The organism is Peptoniphilaceae bacterium AMB_02, assembly GCA_036321625.1.
Classification (GTDB): Bacteria; Bacillota; Clostridia; order Tissierellales; family Peptoniphilaceae; genus Microaceticoccus; species Microaceticoccus formicicus.
Genome location: CP143259.1, coordinates 2,032,078 through 2,054,972, shown reverse-complemented (window position 1 = coordinate 2,054,972; position 22,895 = coordinate 2,032,078). Strand labels below are relative to the sequence as shown.

Sequence of the window (22,895 nt, the reverse complement as noted above, 5' to 3'; positions counted from 1 at the left end):
TTTTTTATTTGGAAGTTTGAATCGTTCTGTATTCTTGCGGTTTGTAGCCGGTAGCTTGCAAAAATACTCTACTAAAATGAGATTGAGAATTAAATCCCACAATTGAAGCTATCTCCTTTATATAATGATCCGTGTTTTTAAGTAGATCTTTTGCAACCTCTATTCTCTTGTTTTTTAGATAGTTCATTGGAGTATCGCCATATGTCTTCTTGAATTCCCTAATTAAAAAGTACTTGTTTACAAATACCATAGAAGACAGTTCATCCAGATTAAGATCTCTTGAATAATGAATATCTATAAAACTCTTAATATACTCCAGTTCCCTATTGCTTTTGTCGTCCGATTTAATAACTATTCCGGTATTAGAGTTCCTTAGGATATTGAGAACCAAAATCTCGAGTAAGTTTTGAGAAAATTCCAAATAATTACTTTTCTTTTCATTTTGTTCTTGTAGAAGGTAAAGTATAGGTTTTTCTATATCATCAGTTTTGTGGAGAAAATTCTTTTTGAAGAAATTGAGCTGAATGATTAAATCATAGGGACTATCCTCGTCTATGATCAATTCATTTTTAGGGTATGGCATAATAGACATACCTTCAACACCAATGACTATGTATTCCAGATTATTTGTTTCATCTACCGTTTCGGTATGTTTAAGATTGGAGTTTATCATAAGTAAATCGCCTTTACTTATTGGTACTTCTTTACTCTCGAACAAAAAAGTTCCACTGCCTTTTACTACATAAAATATTTCCATAAAGGGATGGTAGTGTAGAAGTGAATGAAGGTCGTCTTCTGCTGTGTATGATTTGATATATAATAGTTTTAATCCCAATTTATGTACATTGGTCTCCATTTCGGTAAAATTAATTAATGCTTTCAAAAAATGCACTCCTCTTTTATGATAATAAATATATGAATAAACGATTAATTCTCAAGAGATTTTTAAAAATAACTATATATATTATAGCAAAATGCAATAAAGTTACAAGATAAGTCAATATAATTATATTATTAAGAAGTATCAAAGTATATAATAGAGGCATAGAAAACGTTTTACATATAATAAAGTTGAGAATTACAAGAATATGTAAAGGAAATTTCTAATCTGGAAAATCTAAAAACAAATACAGGAGGGTAAAATGAAAAATACTAAAAGATTTTTAGCCTTATTCTTGGCACTGATGATGATTTTTGTAGTTGCTTGTGGACCTAAACAAGAAGCTGATAAGAAAGAGCCGGAAAAGGTTGAAGAAAAAACTGATGTAAAAGAAGAACCGAAGGAAGATAAAAAAGAAGACGCAAAAGAAGAAACTTCAGGAGATAAGCCTTTCGAAGGGAAAACTCTTAAAATCGCAGGTTTAGACGGTGGTTACGGAACTGAAGGTTGGAAAAAAGTTATATCGGCTTTCGAAGAGTTAACAGGCGCGAAAATTGAAGCGACATTTGAAAAGAATATAGCTGAAGTAATCAGACCTCAAATCCAAGCTGGAAACTCACCTGATATCATCTATATGGCAATCGGTGGTGAAGGTGGAATAACTGAAACCATGATAAAGGAACAATCAGTTGAAGATATTACCGATGTATTCGACAAAGTACCACTGGGAGAAGACAAACCGGTTAAAGATAAAATTGTACCGGGATTTTTAGACACAAATAATACCAATCCATACTCAGATGGAAAGACATACTTAGCACCATTATTCTATACACCATGCGGACTTTTCTACGATAAAGCTAAGTTTGCAGATGGTGGATATGAATTACCAACTACATTCGACGAGTTCTTTGAACTAGGCGAAAAGGCAAAAGCTGACGGAACAGCACTATTTACTTATCCAACAGCCGGATATTTTGACTCATTCGTGCCTGCACTTATGAATGAGGTAGGTGGGCCTGATTTCTTTAATAAAGCTATGAGCTTTGATGTAGAGTCTTGGAAAGGCGAGCAAGCAACTGAAATGTTCAATTTAGTTGGCAAGATAGCTCCTTATTTACAAGAAGATACAGTATCAAACACCAATATTAAAGATGGTTTCAAAAACAACCAACAAGCTGTTATAGACGGAAAAGCATTATTCATTCCTAATGGTTTCTGGTTACCTGAAGAGATGAAGGAAACTACACCTGAAGGATTCGAGTGGGGTTTTATGGCACTTCCTGCAGTTAAGGAAGGTGGAGACAGATATGCGTTCACATTCTTCGAACAATGCTTTATTCCTAAGGATGCAAAAGAAAAGGATCTAGCTAAAGAATTCGTAGCATTCCTTTACTCAGATGTTGCGGTTAAAGCTTTCTTTGAAAATGGTGGAGCAGTTCAACCTGTTAAAGGTGCAGAAGAAATGATAACTGATCCGGGAAATAAAGAAATCTATTCAATCTATGCAGATGGAGCAAAAGCCGCTATGGGCGGATTTGTAGCAGCACCACCGGTTGAAGGGGTAGATATGAAGGCAGCTCTTTACGAAACTATTAACTCAGTTATGTCAGGAGCAAAAAACTGTAGAAGAATGGCAAGCCGAAGTTGTAGGAGCAGCGGAAAAAATATCTGCAGAATTACAGTAATACACTAGAAACCAAAAACGGTGGGAATCTTCTCACCGTTTTCTTTATCAGAAAAGGATGATCTAAATGAGAAGTAAGAGAAAGAGAAGATTTATAATTGCTTGCTTATTACCGGCATTCGTTTTATTTACCGTATTTATGGTATATCCCACAATAAGTATCTTTATGATGAGCTTATATAAATGGGGTGGTCTTTCGGCTAATAAGAGCTTTGTCGGATTAAATAATTTTAAAATATTATTTAAAGATGCAAATTTTATAAAGTCATTCCAAAACTCGATTTTTCTAATAGTGGTAGTCACGCTTGTAACTATGACACTTGCAATATTTTTTGCAGCAGTTCTCACTAGAGAAAAGGTCAAGGGACAAAATTTCTTTAGAATAATTTTCTATATACCGAATATCCTCTCGGTCTCAGTAATAGCGTCGATATTCTCTGCTATCTATGAACCGCAAAGAGGACTATTAAATGGATTGTTTAGACTGTTCAGACCGGATACATGGACCAATATACAGTTCACCGGAAATCAAAAACTGGTAGTATATTCAATTGCCTTTGCTTTGATTTGGCAGGCAATTGGCTACTATATGGTCATGTATATGTCTTCAATGGCGCAAATCCCAAACCATATATATGAAGCATCGGGAATTGATGGAGCAGGAAGGTTTAGACAATTTATAGATATCACCTTGCCGCTTTCCTGGGATACTGTCAGAACCACACTTACATTTTATGTCATATCAAATATCAATATTTCATTTCAATTGGTTAATATAATGACTCAAGGTGGCCCTGATGGTGCAAGCCATGTATTTTTAAGCTATATGTACAATCAAGCATACAATAACTCAAGCTATGGATATGGTTTGGCGTTAGGTGTGGTAGTATTTATCTTTTCGTTTGGGCTTTCAGCTCTTATAAATCTTGTTACGAAGAGAGATACAATTCAGTATTAGAATGACTTAATAATTTTGTTTAAGGAACTAGAAAAGAGGTTGTTATGAATAAAGAAACCGGCAGATTATATAAAGCATTTATTTACCTTTGCCTCATAATTCTCGCTATTTCAATAATTGTTCCGGTATCATGGGTCTTTATGGCATCGCTTAAGGCCAATAGTGAATTCCAGGGCAATCCGTGGACACTACCTGCAAGCATTATGTGGTCGAATTATCTTAAAGCTTGGAGAGATGCAGGTATGGGAGATTATTTCTTTAACTCCGTTATAACTACATCACTGGGACTTATCATACTATTAGTAGTATCGATTCCATGTGCCTATGTTCTGTCGAGAATGGAGTTTAAAGGCAGGAAGTTTTTAACGAGATATTTAAAATCAGGGCTTTTTGTAAATATTTCGTATATTGTTATACCCATATTTCTAATGCTTTTGGCATGGAACAGAAAGATTGGTAAACCTATATTTACAAATAACTTATTTGTTTTGGCAACGATATACGCAGCTACCGCCATACCTTTCACGGTATATCTATTGAGCAATTACTTCAGATCCATATCTAAAACATATGAAGAAGCGGCTTATATAGACGGTGCAGGATACTTTAAAACCATGGTGGACATAATGGTACCTATGGCAAAACCGTCAATCATTACGATAATACTATTCAATTTTTTAGCATTTTGGAATGAATATATTATGGCATTGACCTTATTGACTGACACCAAAAAGACGCTACCGGTAGGACTGGTAAGCCTAATGCAATCACAGAGAGCAGCGGCAAATTACGGACCCATGTATGCAGGGCTGGTCATAGTAATGTTACCGACACTTATACTCTACATGATGGTTCAAAGAAGGCTCACAGATGCCATGATGGTTGGGGGAGACAAGGGTTAGATTTAATAATGAATATAAATTTAAAAGAGGTATGAAATGGATATAAAGAATAAAGGCGGCAGATTGACATTACCCGGAGAAGAAAATTTTTTAAAGGAAACCATAGAGCTTATGGAAAGATGGAAGGCGGATGCCATACGTGATGCGGATGGAACGGAACTTCCAGAGGAAGTTAAAGATCTTGATGCTACGATATACACCAAGTATTTTGTTGCAAGAGGTCATAATGATTTTGCAAGAGAAAACCTGAACGAGTGTCAACATTTTTATTTGATGAGTGATAGAATAACAGCTACAGAAGACACTCTTATAATCGATTTTATGTCCGGCTATTTTGATAAGCAAATCAAACCGGATTACGATAATGATCCCAAGACATGGTGGGAAGTTATAGATAGAACTACAGGTGAAGTAGTTCCCGTCAAAGATTGGGAATACGATACTGAAAACCATACAGTTAAACTTAATAAAGCCGTGCCCTACCATGTTTATACTCTAAACTTTTTAGCTTATGCAATCTGGGATCCGACTCAGATGTATAATTATATAACAAATGATTGGAAAGGTGTCGAAAGAGATATCCCATTTGATATAAGATATAAAAAATCTTGGGAGTATGCAAAAACTGCACTGACAAAATGGCTTAAAGAAAATCCCAAGACAGATGTTGTAAGATTTACTACTTTTTTCTATCACTTTACGCTCGTATTCAATCAGCTTGGTCTTGAAAAGTTTGTAGAGTGGTTTGGCTATACCGGATCGGTTTCACCTGAGGCGATACTGGAATTTGAAAAAGAGTATGGATATAGACTTAGCCCTGAGGACTTCGTAGACGAAGGTTATTATAATTCAATTTTCAGAGTTCCTACGAAAAAGTTCTTGGACTTTATGGAATTTCAGCAAAAATTTGTCACCGACAGAGCAAAAGTCCTAGTGGATTTAGTACATGAAGCAGGTAAAAAAGCGATAATGTTCCTAGGTGATAACTGGATAGGAACTGAACCATATGGTGAGTATTTTAAAAATATAGGACTGGATGGAGTAGCAGGATCTGTAGGAGATGGAGTAACCTTAAGAGTAATTTCGGATATTGAAGGACTGGAGTTTACAGAAGGAAGATTCTTGCCGTACTTCTTCCCGGATACATTCTATGAAGGAAATGATCCTTGTATCGAAGCTGTCGATAATTGGACAAAAGCCAGGAGAGCATTGGTAAGAAAACCGCTGGATAGAATAGGATATGGAGGATATCCTTCGCTTGCATATAAGTTTCCAAAATTTATCGACTATATAGAAAAGGTTGCCGATGAGTTTAGAGAGATACACGAGAAAGTAGAAAATGGTAAGAGCTACAAGAGTGCGAAAGTAGCAGTTCTTAATGCTTGGGGTAAGATTAGAACCTGGATGCCATATGTCGTTGCACATGGCAAAAGGTATAAACTTTCCTACTCATACCAGGGGATAACCGAAGCACTCAGCGGTATGGATGTAGATGTTGAATTTATTGACTTTAATGATATCAGAAACGGTATAGACGAATCCATCGATGTAATAATAAATGCCGGTGATGCATATACTGCATTCAGCGGGGGAAGTGAGTTTTTAGATCCTGTGGTTCAAGAGAATTTAAGACAATTCGTATATGATGGCGGAGGTTTTATCGGTGTAGGTGAACCAAGTGCATACTCTAAAAACGGTACATTTTTCCAAATGTCAGATGTACTGGGAGTAGATAAGGAAATAGGATTTTCTCAAAGTACCAATAAGTACTTTATGTCAGAAGTTGAATCTCATTTTATTACAAAAGGTATTGATGAGTTCGACTTTGGTGAGGGAAAAGACAATATCTACGCTTTGGATGAAAAAACAGAGATACTTTCATATACAAATGATCAAGTCAATATAGCTGCAAGGGATTATGGAAAAGGAAGATCATTTTATATAACGGGACTTCCATACAGTCTTAAAAACACCAGACTCTTAAAAAGAGCTATACATTATGTAGCACATAAAGAGGATGAGTTAAATGTATTTTATGCGGAAGATTATAGAGTTGAAGTTCTTGGATTCACAGACAGACCTGAATTCGCAGCTATAAATAATTCTGATGAATTGGTACAGACTAAAGTATATGGCAAGAACAAATCATTTGAAATCACACTTCAACCATCGGAGATGAAATGGATATTGGAGGATTAAAATGGACGTATACAAAAAGCAGAGATTAAAAGGTGTTCTAATGGCTATAGTTTTCATTTTAGCTATTTATATCCAGTTTCTAGGTCATGGTATAAGGGGTTATAAAGGCTTGACATTGCAATTACTCTCACTTTTAACCTTTATAGCTTTGCTTTATATCTATAATAGGAAATTTAGATAGATGAAATATTATTTAGGAATTGACGGTGGAGGAACGAGCACCGAATACACGATTATAGATGAGTTAGGACATGTAATTAAAACTCATAAGACAGGAACAACACATTTGATGCAAATTAGTGGTGAGGAGTTTAAGCTAAGATTAAGTGAAGGTATAGAAGCTTGTATAAATGCAGCTGGTATCGATAGCTCAGATATATCCTATACCTTTGCCGGAATACCCGGCTATGGTGAATTTGAGGAAATAATCGAATACGTGGATGAGACTCTAACCGAACTTTTAAAAAGCGATAGATTCACAGTCGGTAATGACTGTGTTGCAGGATGGGCAGGGGGACTTGCCTGTCAAAGCGGAATTAATATTGTAGCCGGTACAGGCTCCATCGGCTACGGAAGAGATGATGAAGGCAAGGAAATACGAGCCGGAGGCTGGGGAGATTTCTGTGGAGATGAAGGGTCGGCATACTGGCTCGGCAAATACATGATAGAGCTATTTGCAAAACAATCCGATGGACGTATACAGAGAGATATACTATATGATATAGTTAAAAGAGAACTAAAACTCGAGACCGATTTTTCAATTATCTCATATGTACAGGATGAGCTGAAAAAGGACAGAACTTCGATTGCGGATTTGGCAAAACTTCTATATAGAGCCGCACTCGAGGGAGATGTTTCGGCAATTAATGCCTATAGAGAGGCTGCTTATGAACTATATCTTATGGCATATGCAATAGCTAACCAACTATCCTTTGAAAACAAGATATATGTTTCCGTATCAGGCGGTGTGTTTAAAGTTGGCAGTTTAATACTGGACCCACTGGAAGAGTTATTAGAAAAAGACGGAAGATTTATTTTGGAAGAACAGAAGACGACACCTGCAAGAGGAGCTGCACTATTTGCATATGTACTTGATGGCAATACTGTAAGCGTGGAACTTTTAGAGAATTTAAATAAGGTGATAGAATGTCAAAATTAAGCTTAAAAAATGTATATAAAGTCTATGATGGTAATGTCACAGCTGTAGAGGATTTTAATCTGGAAATACAAGACGAAGAATTCATCGTCTTCGTAGGACCTTCAGGCTGTGGAAAGTCTACAACACTTAGAATGGTGGCGGGACTTGAATCCATAACCAGTGGAGAAATATATATTGGAGACAGATTAGTAAATGATGTAGAACCAAAAGACAGGGATATTGCAATGGTGTTTCAAAACTATGCACTCTATCCTCATATGACTGTAAAAGAGAATATGTCCTATGCACTTAAGTTAAGGAAGATGCCAAAAGCTGAAATCGATGAAAAGGTCAATGAAGCTGCAGAAATACTTGGACTAACTGAGTACTTGGATAGAAAACCAAAAGCTCTGTCAGGTGGACAAAGACAGAGGGTCGCACTTGGAAGAGCAATAGTTAGAAAGCCAAAAGTATTTTTAATGGATGAACCACTATCCAATTTAGATGCAAAACTGAGAGTACAGACCAGGTCGGAAATCATAAAACTTCACAAGAAGTTGGCTACTACATTTATTTATGTAACCCATGATCAGACCGAGGCCATGACCATGGGGGATAGAATAGTTATTATGAAAGACGGTATAATTCAGCAAGTAGATACACCACATGATGTCTATTTCTATCCTACAAATATGTTTGTAGCAGGATTTATAGGCTCACCTCAGATGAACTTTATAGACACCGTCGTTGAAAAAGAAAATGATAAATACACTGTAAATATCTTTGGAAACGTAGCGGAAAATCCGGTGGGTATAGGTAAACTACTGGAAGAGAGGGAAATGCTGGGAGTGGATTTAGTACTTGGAATCAGACCGGAACATATCTATGATGAAATGAAGCTGAATTCAATTGAATTTGAAGGTGAAGTTGACTTGATGGAAATGCTAGGCTCTGAGAAATATCTGTATATAAATATAGACAATACAAGACTGGTAGTAAAGGTTAATTCCGATAATCCGGTAATAACAGGGGAGAAAATAAAACTGTATATTGACTCTGAAAAAATGCAATTCTTTAACAAAGAGACAGAACTCAATGTCTCATTAAGGAGAGATTAAAATGATACTTACAATCACTGCAAATCCGTCGATTGACATGTCCTATTTTCTTGATGAATTTAGAGAAGATGCAATCAATAGAACACAGAAGTTAAGTAAGACGGCAGGTGGTAAGGGTTTAAATGTCTCCAAAGTACTAAAAATACTGGGAGATGAAGTCATTGCAACGGGTTTTCTCGGCGGTAGAAACGGAGAATTCATTTCCGATGAACTCAAACAAAGAGAAATAAAATCCGATTTTGTAGAAATAAAAGAAGCGTCCAGAAATTGTATAGCAATAATCTACGATGAAAAACAAACTGAAATACTAGAAGCCGGACCTCGAATAAGTGATGCTGAAAGTGCTGCACTTTTAGAAAAACTTGAAAAGATAATCGAAAGTGATATGATTGTATCTATGTCAGGTGGATTAGCTCCCGGTTTAAATGCCGATTATTATGCACAGATTATAAAAATAGTTAATTCGAAGGGTGCAAAAGCCGTCTTGGACACTTCGGGGGAAGCACTTAGCGAAGTATTAAAATCAGACTCATTACCATTTATGATAAAACCCAATCTGGAAGAATTGGAATCATTCTTGGGAAAGAGAGTCGGTTCGGATACTAATAGAGTTGGAGCAAGCCTAAAAGAAGGAGTGCTGGGAAAACTTCCAAATATACTCGTGAGTTTGGGCGAAGAAGGTGCGATAGCAAGATTTGGAAACGAACTCTACAGAGCCTATACACCGAAGGTCAGAGTAGTTTCGTCTGTAGGAAGTGGAGATGCTACTGTAGCCGGATTTATTCATGCATATAGTAGAGGTTTGGACAATGTTGAAATATTAAAGACGGCAATGACCTGTGGAGTCTTAAATGCGATGCAGATTACTACAGGACATATAGCTCTTAGCGATTTTAAAGATATTTATGAAAAAATAAAAGTAGAGTTAATTTAAAAAGGAATCATTTCGATTCCTTTTTATTTGCTTAATTATTCTGTTTTCTTTGTATCTTTCTTTAAGTCCAAGAGTACTGATACTCCTATAAAAACCAGAGCTGCTAATGCATAAGGTCTTCCTGAGTTAAGAGGGCAGACTCCTTTGGGAAGGGTAAAATAATTGTATACCAGCCTATATAGTGCATAGGAACCAAGACCTAGACCAATCATAAAACTTAAATTAGATATTTTCTTAATATTTATATAAACCACCTCATTTTATTTAAAGAATACATATCCATATAAAAAAATACATCACAATATGCTATAATAAGTGTATAGATTTTATTGTAAAAGAAAGAATCACTTCTATTTATACCCTAAACTGTAATAAAAAAACAGCCTATGCTGTTTTTAATTATGTAATATGGTCGGGGTGATAGGATTTGAACCTACGGCCTCATCGTCCCGAACGATGCGCGCTACCAAGCTGCGCCACACCCCGATACGAGTATTATAAATTACGAAATGAAAAAAATCAATTCTAAATATGAAAATATAGATGAAAAAGGTTAAGGTGAGTACATTGTCATTAGAGAGAGTTAAAAACTACTTAGGACAATTCGGCTTAAGTGATAGAATAATGGAATTTGATACTTCCACAGCTACAGTAGAACTGGCAGCCGAAGCGGCAGGTTGTGAACCAGAAAGAATAGCAAAGACATTGGCTTTTATGGTGAACTCAACACCTGTACTGGTCGTTGCTGCAGGCGATGTTAGAATAGACAATAGAAAATTTAAAGATGAGTTTAAATCGAAAGCCAAGATGCTTAGTCCGACAGAGCTGTTAGAGCTTGTAGGTCATAATGTAGGCGGAGTATGTCCATTTGCCATAAAAGATGGAGTTGAAGTTTATTTAGATAATTCGCTAAGGAGATTCGAGACTGTATTTCCTGCTTGCGGAACAGATAATACTACCATAGAATTGAGTTTGGAAGAACTAGAAAAGACATCCGGTTTTAAAAACTGGGTAGACGTAGGAAAATACTAAACCACCACCTGGAGGTGTAAAATGGAAGAAATTAAAAATAGAGTAAAATTAGCAGCTGAAGAGCTGCTCGAATATGCAAAACTCAGTGAAGGAGACATTTTTGTGCTTGGAGCAAGTACGAGTGAAGTACAGGGGATGAAAATAGGAAAAAGCTCCAGTGAAGATATCGGATATGCCATAGTAAAAGGACTACTGGAAGTACTAAAACCTAGAGGTATCTATCTTGCAGTACAAGGATGTGAGCACATCAACAGATCACTTGTAATCGAAAGGGAAGCTCAAGAAGCATATGGATACGAGGAAGTAACTGTAAAGCCTGCGCTTCATGCCGGAGGAGCATGCAGTATGGCTGCTTATGAATTGGCTGAAGACCCGGTCATGATAGAACATGTAGTCGCAAAAGCAGGACTGGATATAGGTGATACATCAATAGGAATGCATGTGAAATACGTTCAAATACCTGTAAGACTTGAGATAAAAGAAATAGGGATGGCTCATGTAACCGCACTTAAGTCCAGACCTAAACTAATTGGCGGTCCAAGAGCTGAGTATCCGGACTCTGTTTATAACAAAAGATAGAAAACTAAATTTAGAAAATATTTATTAAAGATAGGAAGCATATGAGCAATTTGAAACTAAAGAAGATAATCGAAAAACATCCAATAAGTATAAACTTTTTTAGATTAAATAATATAGATTATTCGAGTATGAAAAATACTATGTTGAAGGATGCAATACAAAAGAGGGGGCTTCCGGTCAACGAGACCATACAAGAATTAGAGACTTATATTGATTCTTTTGAAAATCCCGACAGGTTTCCAGAAGGGTTGGAAGACTTTGATATACCTGAAATGATAGACCATATCCTAGAAGTCCATCATAGTTTCACAAATAGAGTATTAAAAGATTTAGGTACAATTATTCCAGAACTTCAAGAGGATCCCGAATTAGAGAATACCGAACTAATGAAAGAGATTGCGGATATATTTATCGATATAAAAGCTGAAATTCAAATACATTTTGCTGAGGAAGAAGTTGATATCTTCCCGGCAATTAAGCTTTCGGCGTTGACCGGAGTATATAGTAAGAGAATCTTGGATGCTATAAGACATTCGGAAGAAGTGCATAGTATAATCGGTGAGTATGTATCAAGACTAATTGTATTGACAGATGATTTTAATATAGTTCATAAAAAGTCTGAACTTTTCAATCTAATGATGAGTGAGTTTAGAGAATTAGTGAAAGATTTATTTTTACACATATACAAGGAAAATACATTTCTTTTTGAAGTCTATGAAGAGAAATACTTTGCTTAGATTAAAGGGCCTGTATGGGTCCTTTTAATATTACTCAAACTACTCTATAATAGATAGGGAAGAATACAGAAATATAAGACATAAAAGATTTAGAGTTTTGCTTTTTTTATTCTGAAAAGCAAGCGGAAAAGGGGAAATAATGCTTAGTAATTTAAATAACAGACAGCTGGAAGCCGTATCTAACACTGAAGGTCCGATGTTGATATTGGCAGGAGCCGGAAGTGGGAAAACAAGAGTTTTAACTACGAAGATAGCTTATCTTATTGATGAACTTGGAGTGGATAGCGGAAGCATACTTGCAATCACCTTCACCAATAAGGCAGCTCAGGAAATGAAAGAAAGAGTTCAAAAACTTTTAAATAGACCAATCGACAGCATGTGGATAGGTACCTTTCACTCCATTGCTGTTAGGATTTTAAGAATAAATGCAGAAAAAATAGGATATACAAATAATTTTACGATTTATGATAGAGATGATCAAAGATCATTATTAAAAGAAATATATTCTGAAATAAATTTAAGTGACAAAGTAATTAAGTATTCAACAGCAATTGCAAATATTTCAAAAGCAAAGACCGAAGGGGTATCTCCTGAGAATTATTGGGAAGTCTATGGCGACGACTTCATGAATAGGAAAATTGCAGATATATACGAGTTATATGAAAAAAAGAAAAAAGAGTATAATTCTTTTGACTTTGATGACCTTATAATTAAGGCAATAGAACTCTTAAACTGCGATGATGATACACTTTCATACTTCCAAAGAAAGTTCAAATATGTATTTGTAGACGAATATCAGGATACAAATAAATCCCAATATGAGATGGTAAAATTATTCTCCGGTTATCATGAAAATGTATGTGTAGTTGGAGATGGAGATCAGTCAATCTATGGCTGGAGAGGCGCAGATATTTCAAATATACTGGATTTTGAGGAAGATTTTCCCGGTGCAAAGGTAGTTCTTCTTGAAGAAAACTATAGATCTACCTCAGGCATTTTGGATGCTGCAAACAAAGTAATTAAAAATAATGAACAGAGAAAAGACAAGAACCTATGGACTTCCAGAACCGGTGGACAAAAACCGATATACAAGGAAGTTAATAGCGAAGATGGAGAGGCAAGGGCAGTAGTTGAGTGGATTGACCATTTGGTTTATAATGGTGAGAAATTGAGTGAAATGGCAATCCTATACAGGACGAATGCGCAGTCGAGACAATTTGAGGAAGCTTTGGTTCATGCACAGATACCTTATGTCGTAGTCGGGGGACTCAAGTTCTACGAGCGAAAAGAGATTAAAGATCTATTGGCGTATTTAAGGATAATAGTCAATCCAATGGATGACATCTCATTAAAGAGGATAATAAATGAGCCTAAAAGAGGTATAGGGGCAGCGGGTCTTGGAAAGCTTGAAGATGCTGCATTAAATAACAGCATGTCGATTGTACAGTATATTATGACAAATGGATCTGAAGTTATACTTGGCGGCAAGGCTGCAAGCGGATTATTGGAATTTAAAAAGATCATTAGTAAATCGATAGAGCTACTTGATGAAAAGAGCTTATCTGAAGCCGTTCATGAGATAGTGAATTTAACCGGAATTCCGGGAGATCTAAAAAATGAAGGCACAGTTGAATCTAGAACCAGACTTGAAAATATCGAAAGTTTTGTATCATCTATAGCAAGTTATCAAGCTGAGAATCCTGATGCGGATTTAGAAGACTATCTAGCTTCAGTTTCACTCATGTCGGATGTAGACAAGACTGATGCTGCTATGTCAGGTATCAACTTGATGACAATACATGCAGCAAAGGGGCTGGAGTATAAGACCATATTCTTAACAGGTGTGGAAGAAGGACTTTTCCCGAGCAAATTTTCAATTGATGAGGACAATGTAGAAGAAGAGAGAAGACTGTTTTATGTAGCGCTTACAAGAGCAAAAGACAACCTCTACCTTACGTCTACGACGATAAGAAGAAGTTTTGGACAGATAATACCGTCCAAGAAATCAAGATTTGTGGAAGAACTTGGAGACAGTATTGAAGAGGTAGAGAATATACTTAGAAACAAGTATTCCGGTTCAGTTGTCGAAACCTATAAGGAAACGGGCGAGGATGTAAACTGGGATAAAAACTACCTTAAATACGATATTGAATCGAGAAGAGAGAATCTAAAAAAGGCTACCAAGGAAGAATATGTCATGGGTGAGAAAGTAAAACATAAAAAATTTGGAATTGGAACTATAATTAATGTAAACAAAAAAGATGATAATACAAGTGAACTTATGATTTCTTTTGAAAATATGGGAATAAAAAAGCTGAGAAGTGACCTAGCACCACTTGAAAGGGTAAAATAATGACCAGAATAGAAGAATTAAAAAATAGAATAAATGAACTAAATTATCACTATTATACTCTGGATGAACCGATTGTATCGGATGCCGAATATGACAGACTATACGATGAGTTGGTAGAACTGGAAAGAGAAAGAGGTTATGCTGACACTGATTCGCCAACCGGTAGGGTAGGTGCCCAAATTCTGCCTGGTTTCCAAAGGCATACACATATAGCATCTCTCTATAGCTTGGATAAAGCACAAAGTCTGCCGGAGCTTGAGAGCTGGATTATCAGAACTGAAAGACTAATTGCCGACTATAATAGTAGCTCTGAAGAAAAACTTCCTAAACCTGAGTATGTACTAGAGTATAAGTTTGACGGACTAACAGTAAACCTGACTTATAATGGCGGAATTTTAATAAATGCTTCAACCAGGGGCAATGGTATAACGGGCGAGGAAATATTACCTCAGATTAAAACCATAAGATCCATCCCACTAAGAATAGATTATCCCGGACTTATGGAAGTACAGGGTGAGGGAGTAATGCCATTATCTCAGCTCGAAAAATACAATGAATCTGCGGAAGTACCACTTAAAAATGCAAGAAATGCAGCTGCTGGAGCATTAAGAAATCTAAATCCGGCAGTTACAGAGAGTAGAAAACTGGATGCTTATTTTTATAATGTGGGATATATAGAAGGTAGAGAATTTCACTCACAAGAAGAGATGCTCAGTTTCTTAGTAGACAATAGATTTAAGGTATATAATTACAGACCCGTAGTAAATAATATAGATGAGATTGAGAGTGAAATAGCTAGGATATCGGACCTTAGAAAGCATATCGACGTTTTGACTGATGGTATGGTCATTAAGATAAATGATATGAGAACCAGGGAAATACTCGGCTATACAAATAGAGCGCCCAGATGGGCAATTGCCTATAAGTTTGAAGCTGAGGAGTATACGACTATACTGAGAGAAGTAATCTGGAATGTGGGTAGAACAGGGAAAGTTACACCTTCAGCAATTGTCGATGCCGTTGATATTGGCGGGGTTACCGTCAGAAGAGCCACTCTTAATAATTACGACGATATACAGAGGAAAGACCTAAGTCTTGGATCGAGAGTTTTGATAAGAAGGTCGGGAGATGTAATACCTGAGATACTAGGAGTAGTTCCCGATCCGGATGTCATAACTGAAACAATTCAAAAGCCTGACCACTGTCCATCATGTAATAGCGAACTCATTCAAGACGGAGTCCATATATTTTGTCCCAATTCTATTTCATGTAAACCTCAGATGATATCAAGGCTTACTCATTTTGCTTCAAGAGATGCGATGGATATCGAAGGCTTAAGTGAGAAAACAGTTGAAAAACTAATCGAAGAACTGGATGTAAATAAGATAACGGATATATATGAACTAAAAGAAGAAAGTCTTTTAAAGTTGGAGGGCTTTAAAGAAAAAAGAGCCGGAAATCTCTTAAATGCCATCGAAAAGAGCAAGCGTGTAAAATTGGCATCATTTATTTATGCACTTGGAATTCCAAATGTCGGTATCAAGACCTCCATGGATTTGGAAGAAAAATTTGGAAGCCTTGAAGCAATTACAAATGCTACTGAATCAGAACTATTGGAAGTTCCGGATGTTGGAGAAATAATCGCCGCAAGCATTGTAGAATTCTTCCATGATGATGAAATAAAAACTGCATTGTCCGACCTTATTAATCATGGCATTGTTTTCGAAGGTGGTAGGGAAGTCACCGAGACTGAAATTACCGATAAGAGATTTGTTATTACGGGAAGCTTTGAAAACTATAAGAGAAAAGAACTTCAAGAGATTTTAATGAATGCAGGTGCAAAAGTCAGTTCATCGGTATCAAAGAACACCGACTATGTAATAGTGGGTACAGACCCCGGAAGTAAATTAACTCAAGCTGAAACTCTGGGTACAAAGATAATTAGAGAATCAGAACTTGAAGAATTTATTAAAAACATGATAAAATAGATAGATGAACTAAAAATAGACTGATTAAAAGTACTGTATACTTCAGAGGAGCGAATATATGATTAATAAAGACAAGGTAAAGAGTATCTATAAAGATGCTCATATAAAATTAGATGAGAATAAACTGGATGAAATTACAGAAAAGTTCTCTAAGCTGATTGAATACAATAGCATTCTATTCAAGGCGGATGTTGAAGGACTTGAGGGAACATGTATTAATACAGAAAACGAAGCATATTTTAGAGAAGATGTTCCAGTCGGAGGAATGGATAGAGAGAAAGCCCTATCCTATGCCAATGATAGAGAATACGGATACTTCAGATTGCAAAGAGTTTTGGATTAGGAGGAATATATGATAATTAGAAATTTAAAAGAGAGATTTATTAATGGTGAAATAACCGTCCTCGACCATACAAAAGAACTCCTTGGAAAAATTGAAGCTGATAAATGCAATACCTTTATAACCGTTAATACAGAAGAAGCACTTAAAAGGGCTGCTGTACTGGATGATAAGTTAAAAAACAATGAAGAACCGGGAGAATTATTTGGAGTAGCAGTAAGCTTAAAAGACAATATAATGACAGAAGGTCTTAAAACTACATGTGCATCAAAAATGCTTGAGAACTATATACCAAGCTATGATGCAACCATTGTGAAAAAACTTATGGACGCTGATGCAATTATAATAGGTAAGACAAATATGGACGAATTTGCAATGGGTGGGAAGCTCAGAGACATCCTACTTTGGTCCTGTCAACAATCCTATTGACAACACTCTTATACCCGGTGGATCATCTTCAGGAGCTGCTGCAGCTCAAAAACTGGGCTATAGTGTAGTATCTCTTGGCAGTGATACCGGCGGTTCAGTTAGACAACCGGCAAGCTATTGTTCCTTACTGGGCTACCTACCGAGCTATGGAAGTATTTCAAGATATGGAGTAGTATCACTTGCAAACTCACTGGATCAAGTTGGAATCTTTGGAGGCTCCGTCGAAGATATAGTGAATACCATTAATGTAATCGGTGGACATGACCAAAAGGACCCGACTTCCATGAAGCAGGAAATGAACTTGGAATTAGAGGATAGAGAAGATCTGCGCGGAATAAAAATCGCATATGTATATGATTTTGAACAATTCAATATAGATGAGAAAGTATTAAACGATTATAACGAAGCCATCAATACTTTTATTAAGCTCGGAGCTGAATTGACGGAGATAAAATTTGAAAACCGCGAATATTTTTCGCCTACTTACTCTGTAATAAATACTGCGGAGGCAAGTAGTAATCTTTCAAAATTTGACGGTATTAGATACGGGTATATAGCAGAAGACTATGAAGGTGTCGAAGAATTGTATGTTAAGACGCGTAGTGAAGGATTTGGTGAAGAAGTTCAAAGAAGAATCGCAATAGGTATGTACTACCTGGGCTCTGAATTCGAAAGAGAAATATATGAAAGAGCTATAAAAGTAAGAACTAAAATTAAAAATGAACTGGCGAGCATATTTAAAGATTATGACCTGATATTAACACCTTCAACACCTGATCTACCTGCAAAACTTGGTGGAGAGAAAGGATCTGTTGAAGCATTTAACAGCGGGGATTATCATGTAATAGTAAATTTAACAGGCAGTTGTGCGATTTCCATACCTATGAATGAAGGACTTGGGGGATCTGTACAGCTAATAGCCGATAGATTTGAAGATGAACTATTACTCAATATAGCAGACAAATTTTATAAGGAGGTTAAATAATGAGCATAAAAACATTAATAGGACTTGAAATACATGTTGAGCTTTCAACTGAAACAAAAATGTTCTGTGGATGTAAGAATGTCTTCGGAGCACCTCCAAATACAAATGTTTGTGAGATTTGTTTAGGACATCCAGGTACCTTGCCACTTTTAAACAAACAAGCACTGGAATATGCCATTAAAGCTGGATTGGCACTAAATTGCAATATCAACCTCCACTCTAAAATGGACAGGAAAAAGTATTTTTATCCTGACCTTGTCAAAGGATTTCAAATATCTCAAGATAAAGAACCTCTTTGCAGAGATGGATATATAGAAGTCAATACAGGTGATTACAAGAAGAAAATTAGAATAGAAAGAGTTCATATAGAAGAAGATACCGGAAAGTCTGTTCACACGGAAACGGGACATACTCTAATGGACTACGACAGATCGGGAGTACCTCTAATTGAAATCGTAAGCAGACCGGATATGGAAACCGCTGAAGAGGCATATCTTTTCCTAAATTCACTTAGAGAGATACTGAAGTATATCGGTGTATCAGATGTCAAGATGGAAGAAGGTTCCTTGAGATGCGATGTTAACATCAATATGGTAGATGATGAAACAGGAAATAAAACCGGTATTGCCGAAATAAAAAACATGAACTCGTTCAGAGCAGTCGTAAAGGCGATAGAATTTGAGCAAGTGAGACAAAGAGAACTTCTCGAAGCAGGAGTAGTTGAAAACAAACAAACCAGAAGATGGGATGACTTACTTGGAGAAACTCAGTTAATGAGGATGAAAGAGCAGGGAGCGGATTACAGATACACCATTGAAGGAGATCTACCTGCAATCAATCTGGAATTGTCTTATGTGGAAAAAATTGCTAAATCTCTTCCGGAACTTCCCGCTGCCAAAGCCTTAAGATTTATAGAAACATATAAACTGTCTGAATACGATGCCGACATTCTATCCAGAAATGCGGATATTTCTTCGTTATTTGAATCGGTTTATGAAAAAGTCGGAGACTCAAAAGCTGTAAGCAATTGGATAATCTCAGATGTCTTAAGACTCATTAACGAAAAGGAAATAGATCCTTCTGAGATGACGCTCAGTGCAGAAAATCTGGCAGTTATTATAAAATACGTGCTGGAGTCAAAAATAAACACCAATACTGGTAAAAAACTTCTTAGAGAAGTATTTGACAGCGGTGAAGATGCTGAGAAGTTGATAAGGGATAGAGGACTTATTCAGATTTCAGATGAGTCGTATTTGGAAGCAATAGTAGAGGAAGTACTTGATCAGAATGAGCAGTCGATTATCGATTATAGAGCCGGTAAAGACAGAGCTCTCGGATACTTGGTCGGACAATGCATGAAAGCTAGTAAAGGTAAGGGAAATCCGCAAGTATTCAATAAACTTCTTCTCGAAAGATTGGAAGCATAAGATGGAACATGTCTTAAATATACTTTTAATATTTGTTGTAAGGGTTATCAGTTCCATGATAGTTTCTTTTAGGACGATTTATTCACTGCAAGGAAGAAAACTGATTTCTTCCTTCTTTGGTTTTTTTGAAGCAAGTTTGTTTGCTCTGATAGTCATTAAGATAATTGGACAAGTTGATAATCCGGTAATTCTAGTAGTATATGGACTGGGATATGGTGCGGGTTGTATGTTTGCCGTAATGCTTGAACAAAAAATAGGCCTCGGAAATCTTGCTGCTACAGTGATTTTACAGGGCATTGATAATGATGAATTGATTAAGACGATTAGAGAAGAGGGACTCGGAGTAACTGTTTTAAACGGGGATGGAAAGAAAGGTCCAAGAGATGTTTTAATCGTATCACTTCATAGAAAAGATTTGATTAACTTCAAAAGAATCATTTCACATGGTGCCGAAGATGCATTTGTTTCGGTTGCGCCTGTAAACGCACTTGGTGGATATATTAAAAGACTCAGAACACATTAAAACCATAACTCGGACTTTAAAATAAGGAGTAATTATGCCCAATATTATAATTTATTTACTGATATTTTTCGCAAGGATTTGCGATGTTGGACTCACCACAGTGAGAACTATATTTATGATTCAGGGAAGAAAACTGATAGTTATGGTTATTGGTTTCTTCGAAGCCATAGTATATGTAGTAGTACTTGGAAAGATTGTAACAGATCTTGATGATCCAATGAAGATTGTATTTTATGGACTTGGATTTGCAGCCGGTAACTTTGTAGGACTTATGATAGAAGAAAAACTTGCACTTGGAGAACTTGCTGTCAATGTAGTTTTAAGAGATTCAGATAATGATGAATTGATATCTGAGATTAGAGAAAATGGTTTTGGAGTTACAGTAGTTGAAGGACAGGGAAGAAGCATGATGAGAGATTATCTGATTATAATCATCAAGCGAAAGGACTTTAAGAGATTAAAAGAAATAATTTCCGGTCATGATAAAAAAGCATTTATGATGACCTCAACTGTAGATCCGATAACCGGAGGATATTTTAGAGGAGCTAAAAAAGCGTGAAAACACTGGTAATAGCTACTGGAAACCAAGACAAGGTAGCGGAAATAAAAAGTATACTTAAAGATTTAAAACTTAAGATTCTATCCAAGGATCAAGTAGGATTGAGTGAACTTGAAGTAGTAGAAGATGCTGATACTTTAAAGGGAAATGCCATTCTAAAAGCCAAAGCAATACTTAATAGATGCGATGCCGATATAGTGCTGGCAGATGATACCGGACTTTATGTCGACTCACTTTCAGGACTTCCGGGCGTTCATACGGCAAGATATGCCGGAGATCATGCCGGTTATGCTGATAACAGGATAAAACTACTTGAGGATATGCAAGGTGTAGAAGCTGGCGAGAGATCGGCAAGATTCATAACCTCAATAGTCATACTTGATAGAGAAGGTAATGAACACGAAGCGCTTGGAGTGTGTGAGGGTACGATCAGTACTTCTGAAAGAGGAGAATTTGGTTTTGGCTATGATCCAATCTTCATACCTGAAGGATACGATAAAACTTTTGCTGAATTGGATTCAGATACCAAGAATAGAATCAGTCATAGAGCTCTTGCGCTGGAGCAGCTAAAAGACTTACTTGAGAGAATCGGGGTAGAAAAAAATGAAGAAGATACTTGTAGTAAGTGACACTCATGGAGAATACAGAAATGTAGTAAATCTCATCCAAAACCTTCACGGTTTGGATTATATGATTCATTTAGGAGATCATGCAGAAGATGCTGATTATATATCGGAAATTACCGGAATCAAGGTCTTATCAGTGCTTGGAAACAATGACTACTATTCCTTTGGGGCAGTTCAAGAGCGTTTGGTATTCAATGAAGGCAGGTTTCGAATTTTAGCAGTTCATGGACATAGACAAGCAGTGGGATTTAATCTTACGAGACTGACAGAATGGGCAATGCAAGAAGAAGCTGACCTGGTCCTCTATGGACATACCCATTTTTATAACGAAGATAGACATAATGGAATAGTGTTTTTAAATCCCGGCAGTCCGACAATACCCAGGGATTATGACAGGAAAAAAACAGTTGCGATATTGAACTTGGGTGAATATATAGAAATTGAAAAAGTCATACTATAAAAGGAGATCAGAAGATCTCCTTTTGTTTACTTAAACAAGACTATTAAACCCAAAATACTAAGGTGAAGCGGGTAGAATATATAGGTTAAGATTTGCAAATACTTATTGCTATAACCCTTTTTACCATTGTAAAGATAGATTACCAAAACCGATAAAAGAGCACTTGTGAGAAAATACATAGAAGTTTTATAAATTAAGATACACCAAAATGCAATAATTGTAAGCTGTAACAATTTATTGTTCCTTGCAGCATAAATAGCTAGGATTAAAAATAAGCCCATAAATGAATAATCTGAAAATGAACAAAATAGAAAAGCTATCGTGAATATCGACAACACTCTTAAAATCCTAATAAGTGGAATACTATCTTTTGATGAATTTCTAAAAGCTTCAAGTTCACCAAAAATATAAGCAGCGGTACCAAGGGTATAGAATACATTTAATTTATATGGATTCGTGTATAATAATCCGGCATCAGTTCTAACTGATATAAGTGTAAATAATGTGGCGATCAGTAGTGCTATTGTCATTTTCGGGTCGGAGTTTTTATACATAATTATATGAGATGCCAAGAATACTAAAGCAATAATCCAAAAATTAATAGGCATTGTGTCGAAATTAAGAGCTGTAAAAGCACTAATTGTATCAAACTTTATGGCATAGTTTATTGGATTTACAACGAGTGAGAATGGAATTTGGGATATGCATGCAAAAAGAATAAGTCTATATATATAATTAGGCTTATATTTGGTATGATTCCATCCGTTTATAATATTGTAAGCAAAAATAGGTAGAGCAATTCTTCCAATAGTTCTGAGTACAAATGTATTATTATATGTAATCATGCCAAGTCCCGAGCTGCCTACAACAACTCCAATATGATCTATAAACATTGTGATTATGGCAATCATCTTAACCGCAAAATATGACATAAGATTTCCCTTTCATTTCGTGTCAAAATGGTTTACTAATTGTAATATAATGATAGAATTATTATATATTAATCCTCTATTATAGTCTATAATAAGAGTAATGATAGAG

The 22,895-nt window shown here is 36.1% G+C and carries 24 protein-coding genes and 1 tRNA gene; 21 read left to right on the top strand and 4 right to left on the bottom strand.

The genetic code is table 11. The features are described 5' to 3' along the window. Positions 1-4: 4 nt before the first annotated feature. The gene (locus tag VZL98_09830; protein WVH62987.1) at positions 5-883 is read right to left on the bottom strand and encodes an AraC family transcriptional regulator; all 879 of its coding nucleotides are present in this window, start codon (positions 881-883) and stop codon (positions 5-7) included. Positions 884-1,142: 259 nt separating this feature from the next. Here VZL98_09830 and VZL98_09825 point away from each other — a divergent pair, with 259 nt between their 5' ends. From VZL98_09825 to VZL98_09790, 8 genes are read left to right on the top strand one after another with little or no spacing between them, the layout of a single operon-like run. Next, positions 1,143-2,576, top strand: a complete 1,434-nt coding sequence (locus tag VZL98_09825; GenBank protein WVH62986.1) for a carbohydrate ABC transporter substrate-binding protein — start codon at positions 1,143-1,145, stop codon at positions 2,574-2,576. Positions 2,577-2,634: 58 nt separating this feature from the next. Further along, the gene (locus VZL98_09820; GenBank protein WVH62985.1) at positions 2,635-3,525 is read left to right on the top strand and encodes a sugar ABC transporter permease; all 891 of its coding nucleotides are present in this window, start codon (positions 2,635-2,637) and stop codon (positions 3,523-3,525) included. 44 nt (positions 3,526-3,569) lie between these two features. Then, entirely contained in the window at positions 3,570-4,427 is an 858-nt protein-coding gene (locus VZL98_09815) for a carbohydrate ABC transporter permease (protein WVH62984.1), read from the top strand. A 36-nt stretch (positions 4,428-4,463) separates the two neighbouring features. Next, positions 4,464-6,626, top strand: a complete 2,163-nt coding sequence (gnpA, locus tag VZL98_09810) for a 1,3-beta-galactosyl-N-acetylhexosamine phosphorylase (GenBank protein ID WVH62983.1) — start codon at positions 4,464-4,466, stop codon at positions 6,624-6,626. Position 6,627: 1 nt separating this feature from the next. Next, positions 6,628-6,807, top strand: coding sequence for a hypothetical protein (locus VZL98_09805; protein ID WVH62982.1), 180 nt, complete (start codon positions 6,628-6,630; stop codon positions 6,805-6,807). After that, positions 6,808-7,785: a BadF/BadG/BcrA/BcrD ATPase family protein gene (locus VZL98_09800; GenBank protein WVH62981.1), complete on the top strand. Its 978-nt coding sequence runs from the start codon at positions 6,808-6,810 to the stop codon at positions 7,783-7,785. Beyond that, complete coding sequence (ugpC, locus tag VZL98_09795) at positions 7,773-8,882, top strand: sn-glycerol-3-phosphate ABC transporter ATP-binding protein UgpC (GenBank protein ID WVH62980.1); 1,110 nt, start codon at positions 7,773-7,775, stop codon at positions 8,880-8,882. The genes VZL98_09800 and ugpC overlap by 13 nt, the downstream gene beginning before the upstream one ends. A gap of 1 nt (position 8,883) precedes the next feature. Next, positions 8,884-9,816 carry a hexose kinase gene (locus VZL98_09790; protein ID WVH62979.1) on the top strand — a complete coding sequence of 311 codons (933 nt, stop codon included), beginning with the start codon at positions 8,884-8,886 and terminating at the stop codon, positions 9,814-9,816. 35 nt (positions 9,817-9,851) lie between these two features. Here VZL98_09790 and VZL98_09785 read toward each other — a convergent pair whose 3' ends face one another. Then, positions 9,852-10,028 (bottom strand): hypothetical protein, encoded by a 177-nt coding sequence (locus tag VZL98_09785; GenBank protein WVH62978.1) that lies wholly within the window; start codon positions 10,026-10,028, stop codon positions 9,852-9,854. A gap of 197 nt (positions 10,029-10,225) precedes the next feature. After that, a tRNA-Pro gene (locus VZL98_09780) sits at positions 10,226-10,302 on the bottom strand. 81 nt (positions 10,303-10,383) lie between these two features. Here VZL98_09780 and VZL98_09775 point away from each other — a divergent pair. From VZL98_09775 to VZL98_09715, 13 genes are all read left to right on the top strand, one after another. After that, entirely contained in the window at positions 10,384-10,848 is a 465-nt protein-coding gene (locus VZL98_09775; GenBank protein ID WVH62977.1) for a YbaK/EbsC family protein, read from the top strand. Positions 10,849-10,869: 21 nt separating this feature from the next. Beyond that, positions 10,870-11,427, top strand: a complete 558-nt coding sequence (locus VZL98_09770) for a TIGR01440 family protein (protein WVH62976.1) — start codon at positions 10,870-10,872, stop codon at positions 11,425-11,427. Positions 11,428-11,468: 41 nt separating this feature from the next. Beyond that, positions 11,469-12,164: a hemerythrin domain-containing protein gene (locus VZL98_09765; GenBank protein ID WVH62975.1), complete on the top strand. Its 696-nt coding sequence runs from the start codon at positions 11,469-11,471 to the stop codon at positions 12,162-12,164. Positions 12,165-12,303: 139 nt separating this feature from the next. Then, positions 12,304-14,517 carry a UvrD-helicase domain-containing protein gene (locus VZL98_09760; protein ID WVH62974.1) on the top strand — a complete coding sequence of 738 codons (2,214 nt, stop codon included), beginning with the start codon at positions 12,304-12,306 and terminating at the stop codon, positions 14,515-14,517. Continuing rightward, positions 14,517-16,505, top strand: a complete 1,989-nt coding sequence (ligA, locus tag VZL98_09755; protein WVH62973.1) for an NAD-dependent DNA ligase LigA — start codon at positions 14,517-14,519, stop codon at positions 16,503-16,505. The genes VZL98_09760 and ligA overlap by 1 nt, the downstream gene beginning before the upstream one ends. A 58-nt stretch (positions 16,506-16,563) precedes the next feature. Then, positions 16,564-16,848 carry an Asp-tRNA(Asn)/Glu-tRNA(Gln) amidotransferase subunit GatC gene (locus VZL98_09750; GenBank protein ID WVH62972.1) on the top strand — a complete coding sequence of 95 codons (285 nt, stop codon included), beginning with the start codon at positions 16,564-16,566 and terminating at the stop codon, positions 16,846-16,848. Between the two features lie 9 nt (positions 16,849-16,857). Further along, positions 16,858-17,274, top strand: coding sequence for an amidase (locus VZL98_09745; protein WVH62971.1), 417 nt, complete (start codon positions 16,858-16,860; stop codon positions 17,272-17,274). Beyond that, entirely contained in the window at positions 17,225-18,259 is a 1,035-nt protein-coding gene (locus VZL98_09740; GenBank protein ID WVH64560.1) for an amidase family protein, read from the top strand. Before VZL98_09745 ends, VZL98_09740 begins: the two co-directional genes overlap by 50 nt. Next, the gene (gatB, locus tag VZL98_09735; GenBank protein WVH62970.1) at positions 18,259-19,686 is read left to right on the top strand and encodes an Asp-tRNA(Asn)/Glu-tRNA(Gln) amidotransferase subunit GatB; all 1,428 of its coding nucleotides are present in this window, start codon (positions 18,259-18,261) and stop codon (positions 19,684-19,686) included. The genes VZL98_09740 and gatB overlap by 1 nt, the downstream gene beginning before the upstream one ends. Before the next feature lies 1 nt (position 19,687). After that, the gene (locus VZL98_09730; protein ID WVH62969.1) at positions 19,688-20,209 is read left to right on the top strand and encodes a DUF5698 domain-containing protein; all 522 of its coding nucleotides are present in this window, start codon (positions 19,688-19,690) and stop codon (positions 20,207-20,209) included. Between the two features lie 34 nt (positions 20,210-20,243). Beyond that, positions 20,244-20,768 carry a DUF5698 domain-containing protein gene (locus VZL98_09725; protein ID WVH62968.1) on the top strand — a complete coding sequence of 175 codons (525 nt, stop codon included), beginning with the start codon at positions 20,244-20,246 and terminating at the stop codon, positions 20,766-20,768. Further along, positions 20,765-21,397: an RdgB/HAM1 family non-canonical purine NTP pyrophosphatase gene (rdgB, locus tag VZL98_09720; GenBank protein WVH62967.1), complete on the top strand. Its 633-nt coding sequence runs from the start codon at positions 20,765-20,767 to the stop codon at positions 21,395-21,397. The genes VZL98_09725 and rdgB overlap by 4 nt, the downstream gene beginning before the upstream one ends. Continuing rightward, entirely contained in the window at positions 21,372-21,854 is a 483-nt protein-coding gene (locus VZL98_09715; GenBank protein WVH62966.1) for a metallophosphoesterase, read from the top strand. Before rdgB ends, VZL98_09715 begins: the two co-directional genes overlap by 26 nt. 26 nt (positions 21,855-21,880) lie before the next feature. Here the strand turns inward: VZL98_09715 and VZL98_09710 are convergent, their stop codons facing one another. Continuing rightward, positions 21,881-22,786, bottom strand: coding sequence for a TraX family protein (locus VZL98_09710; GenBank protein WVH62965.1), 906 nt, complete (start codon positions 22,784-22,786; stop codon positions 21,881-21,883). Between the last annotated feature and the right edge of the window lie 109 nt (positions 22,787-22,895).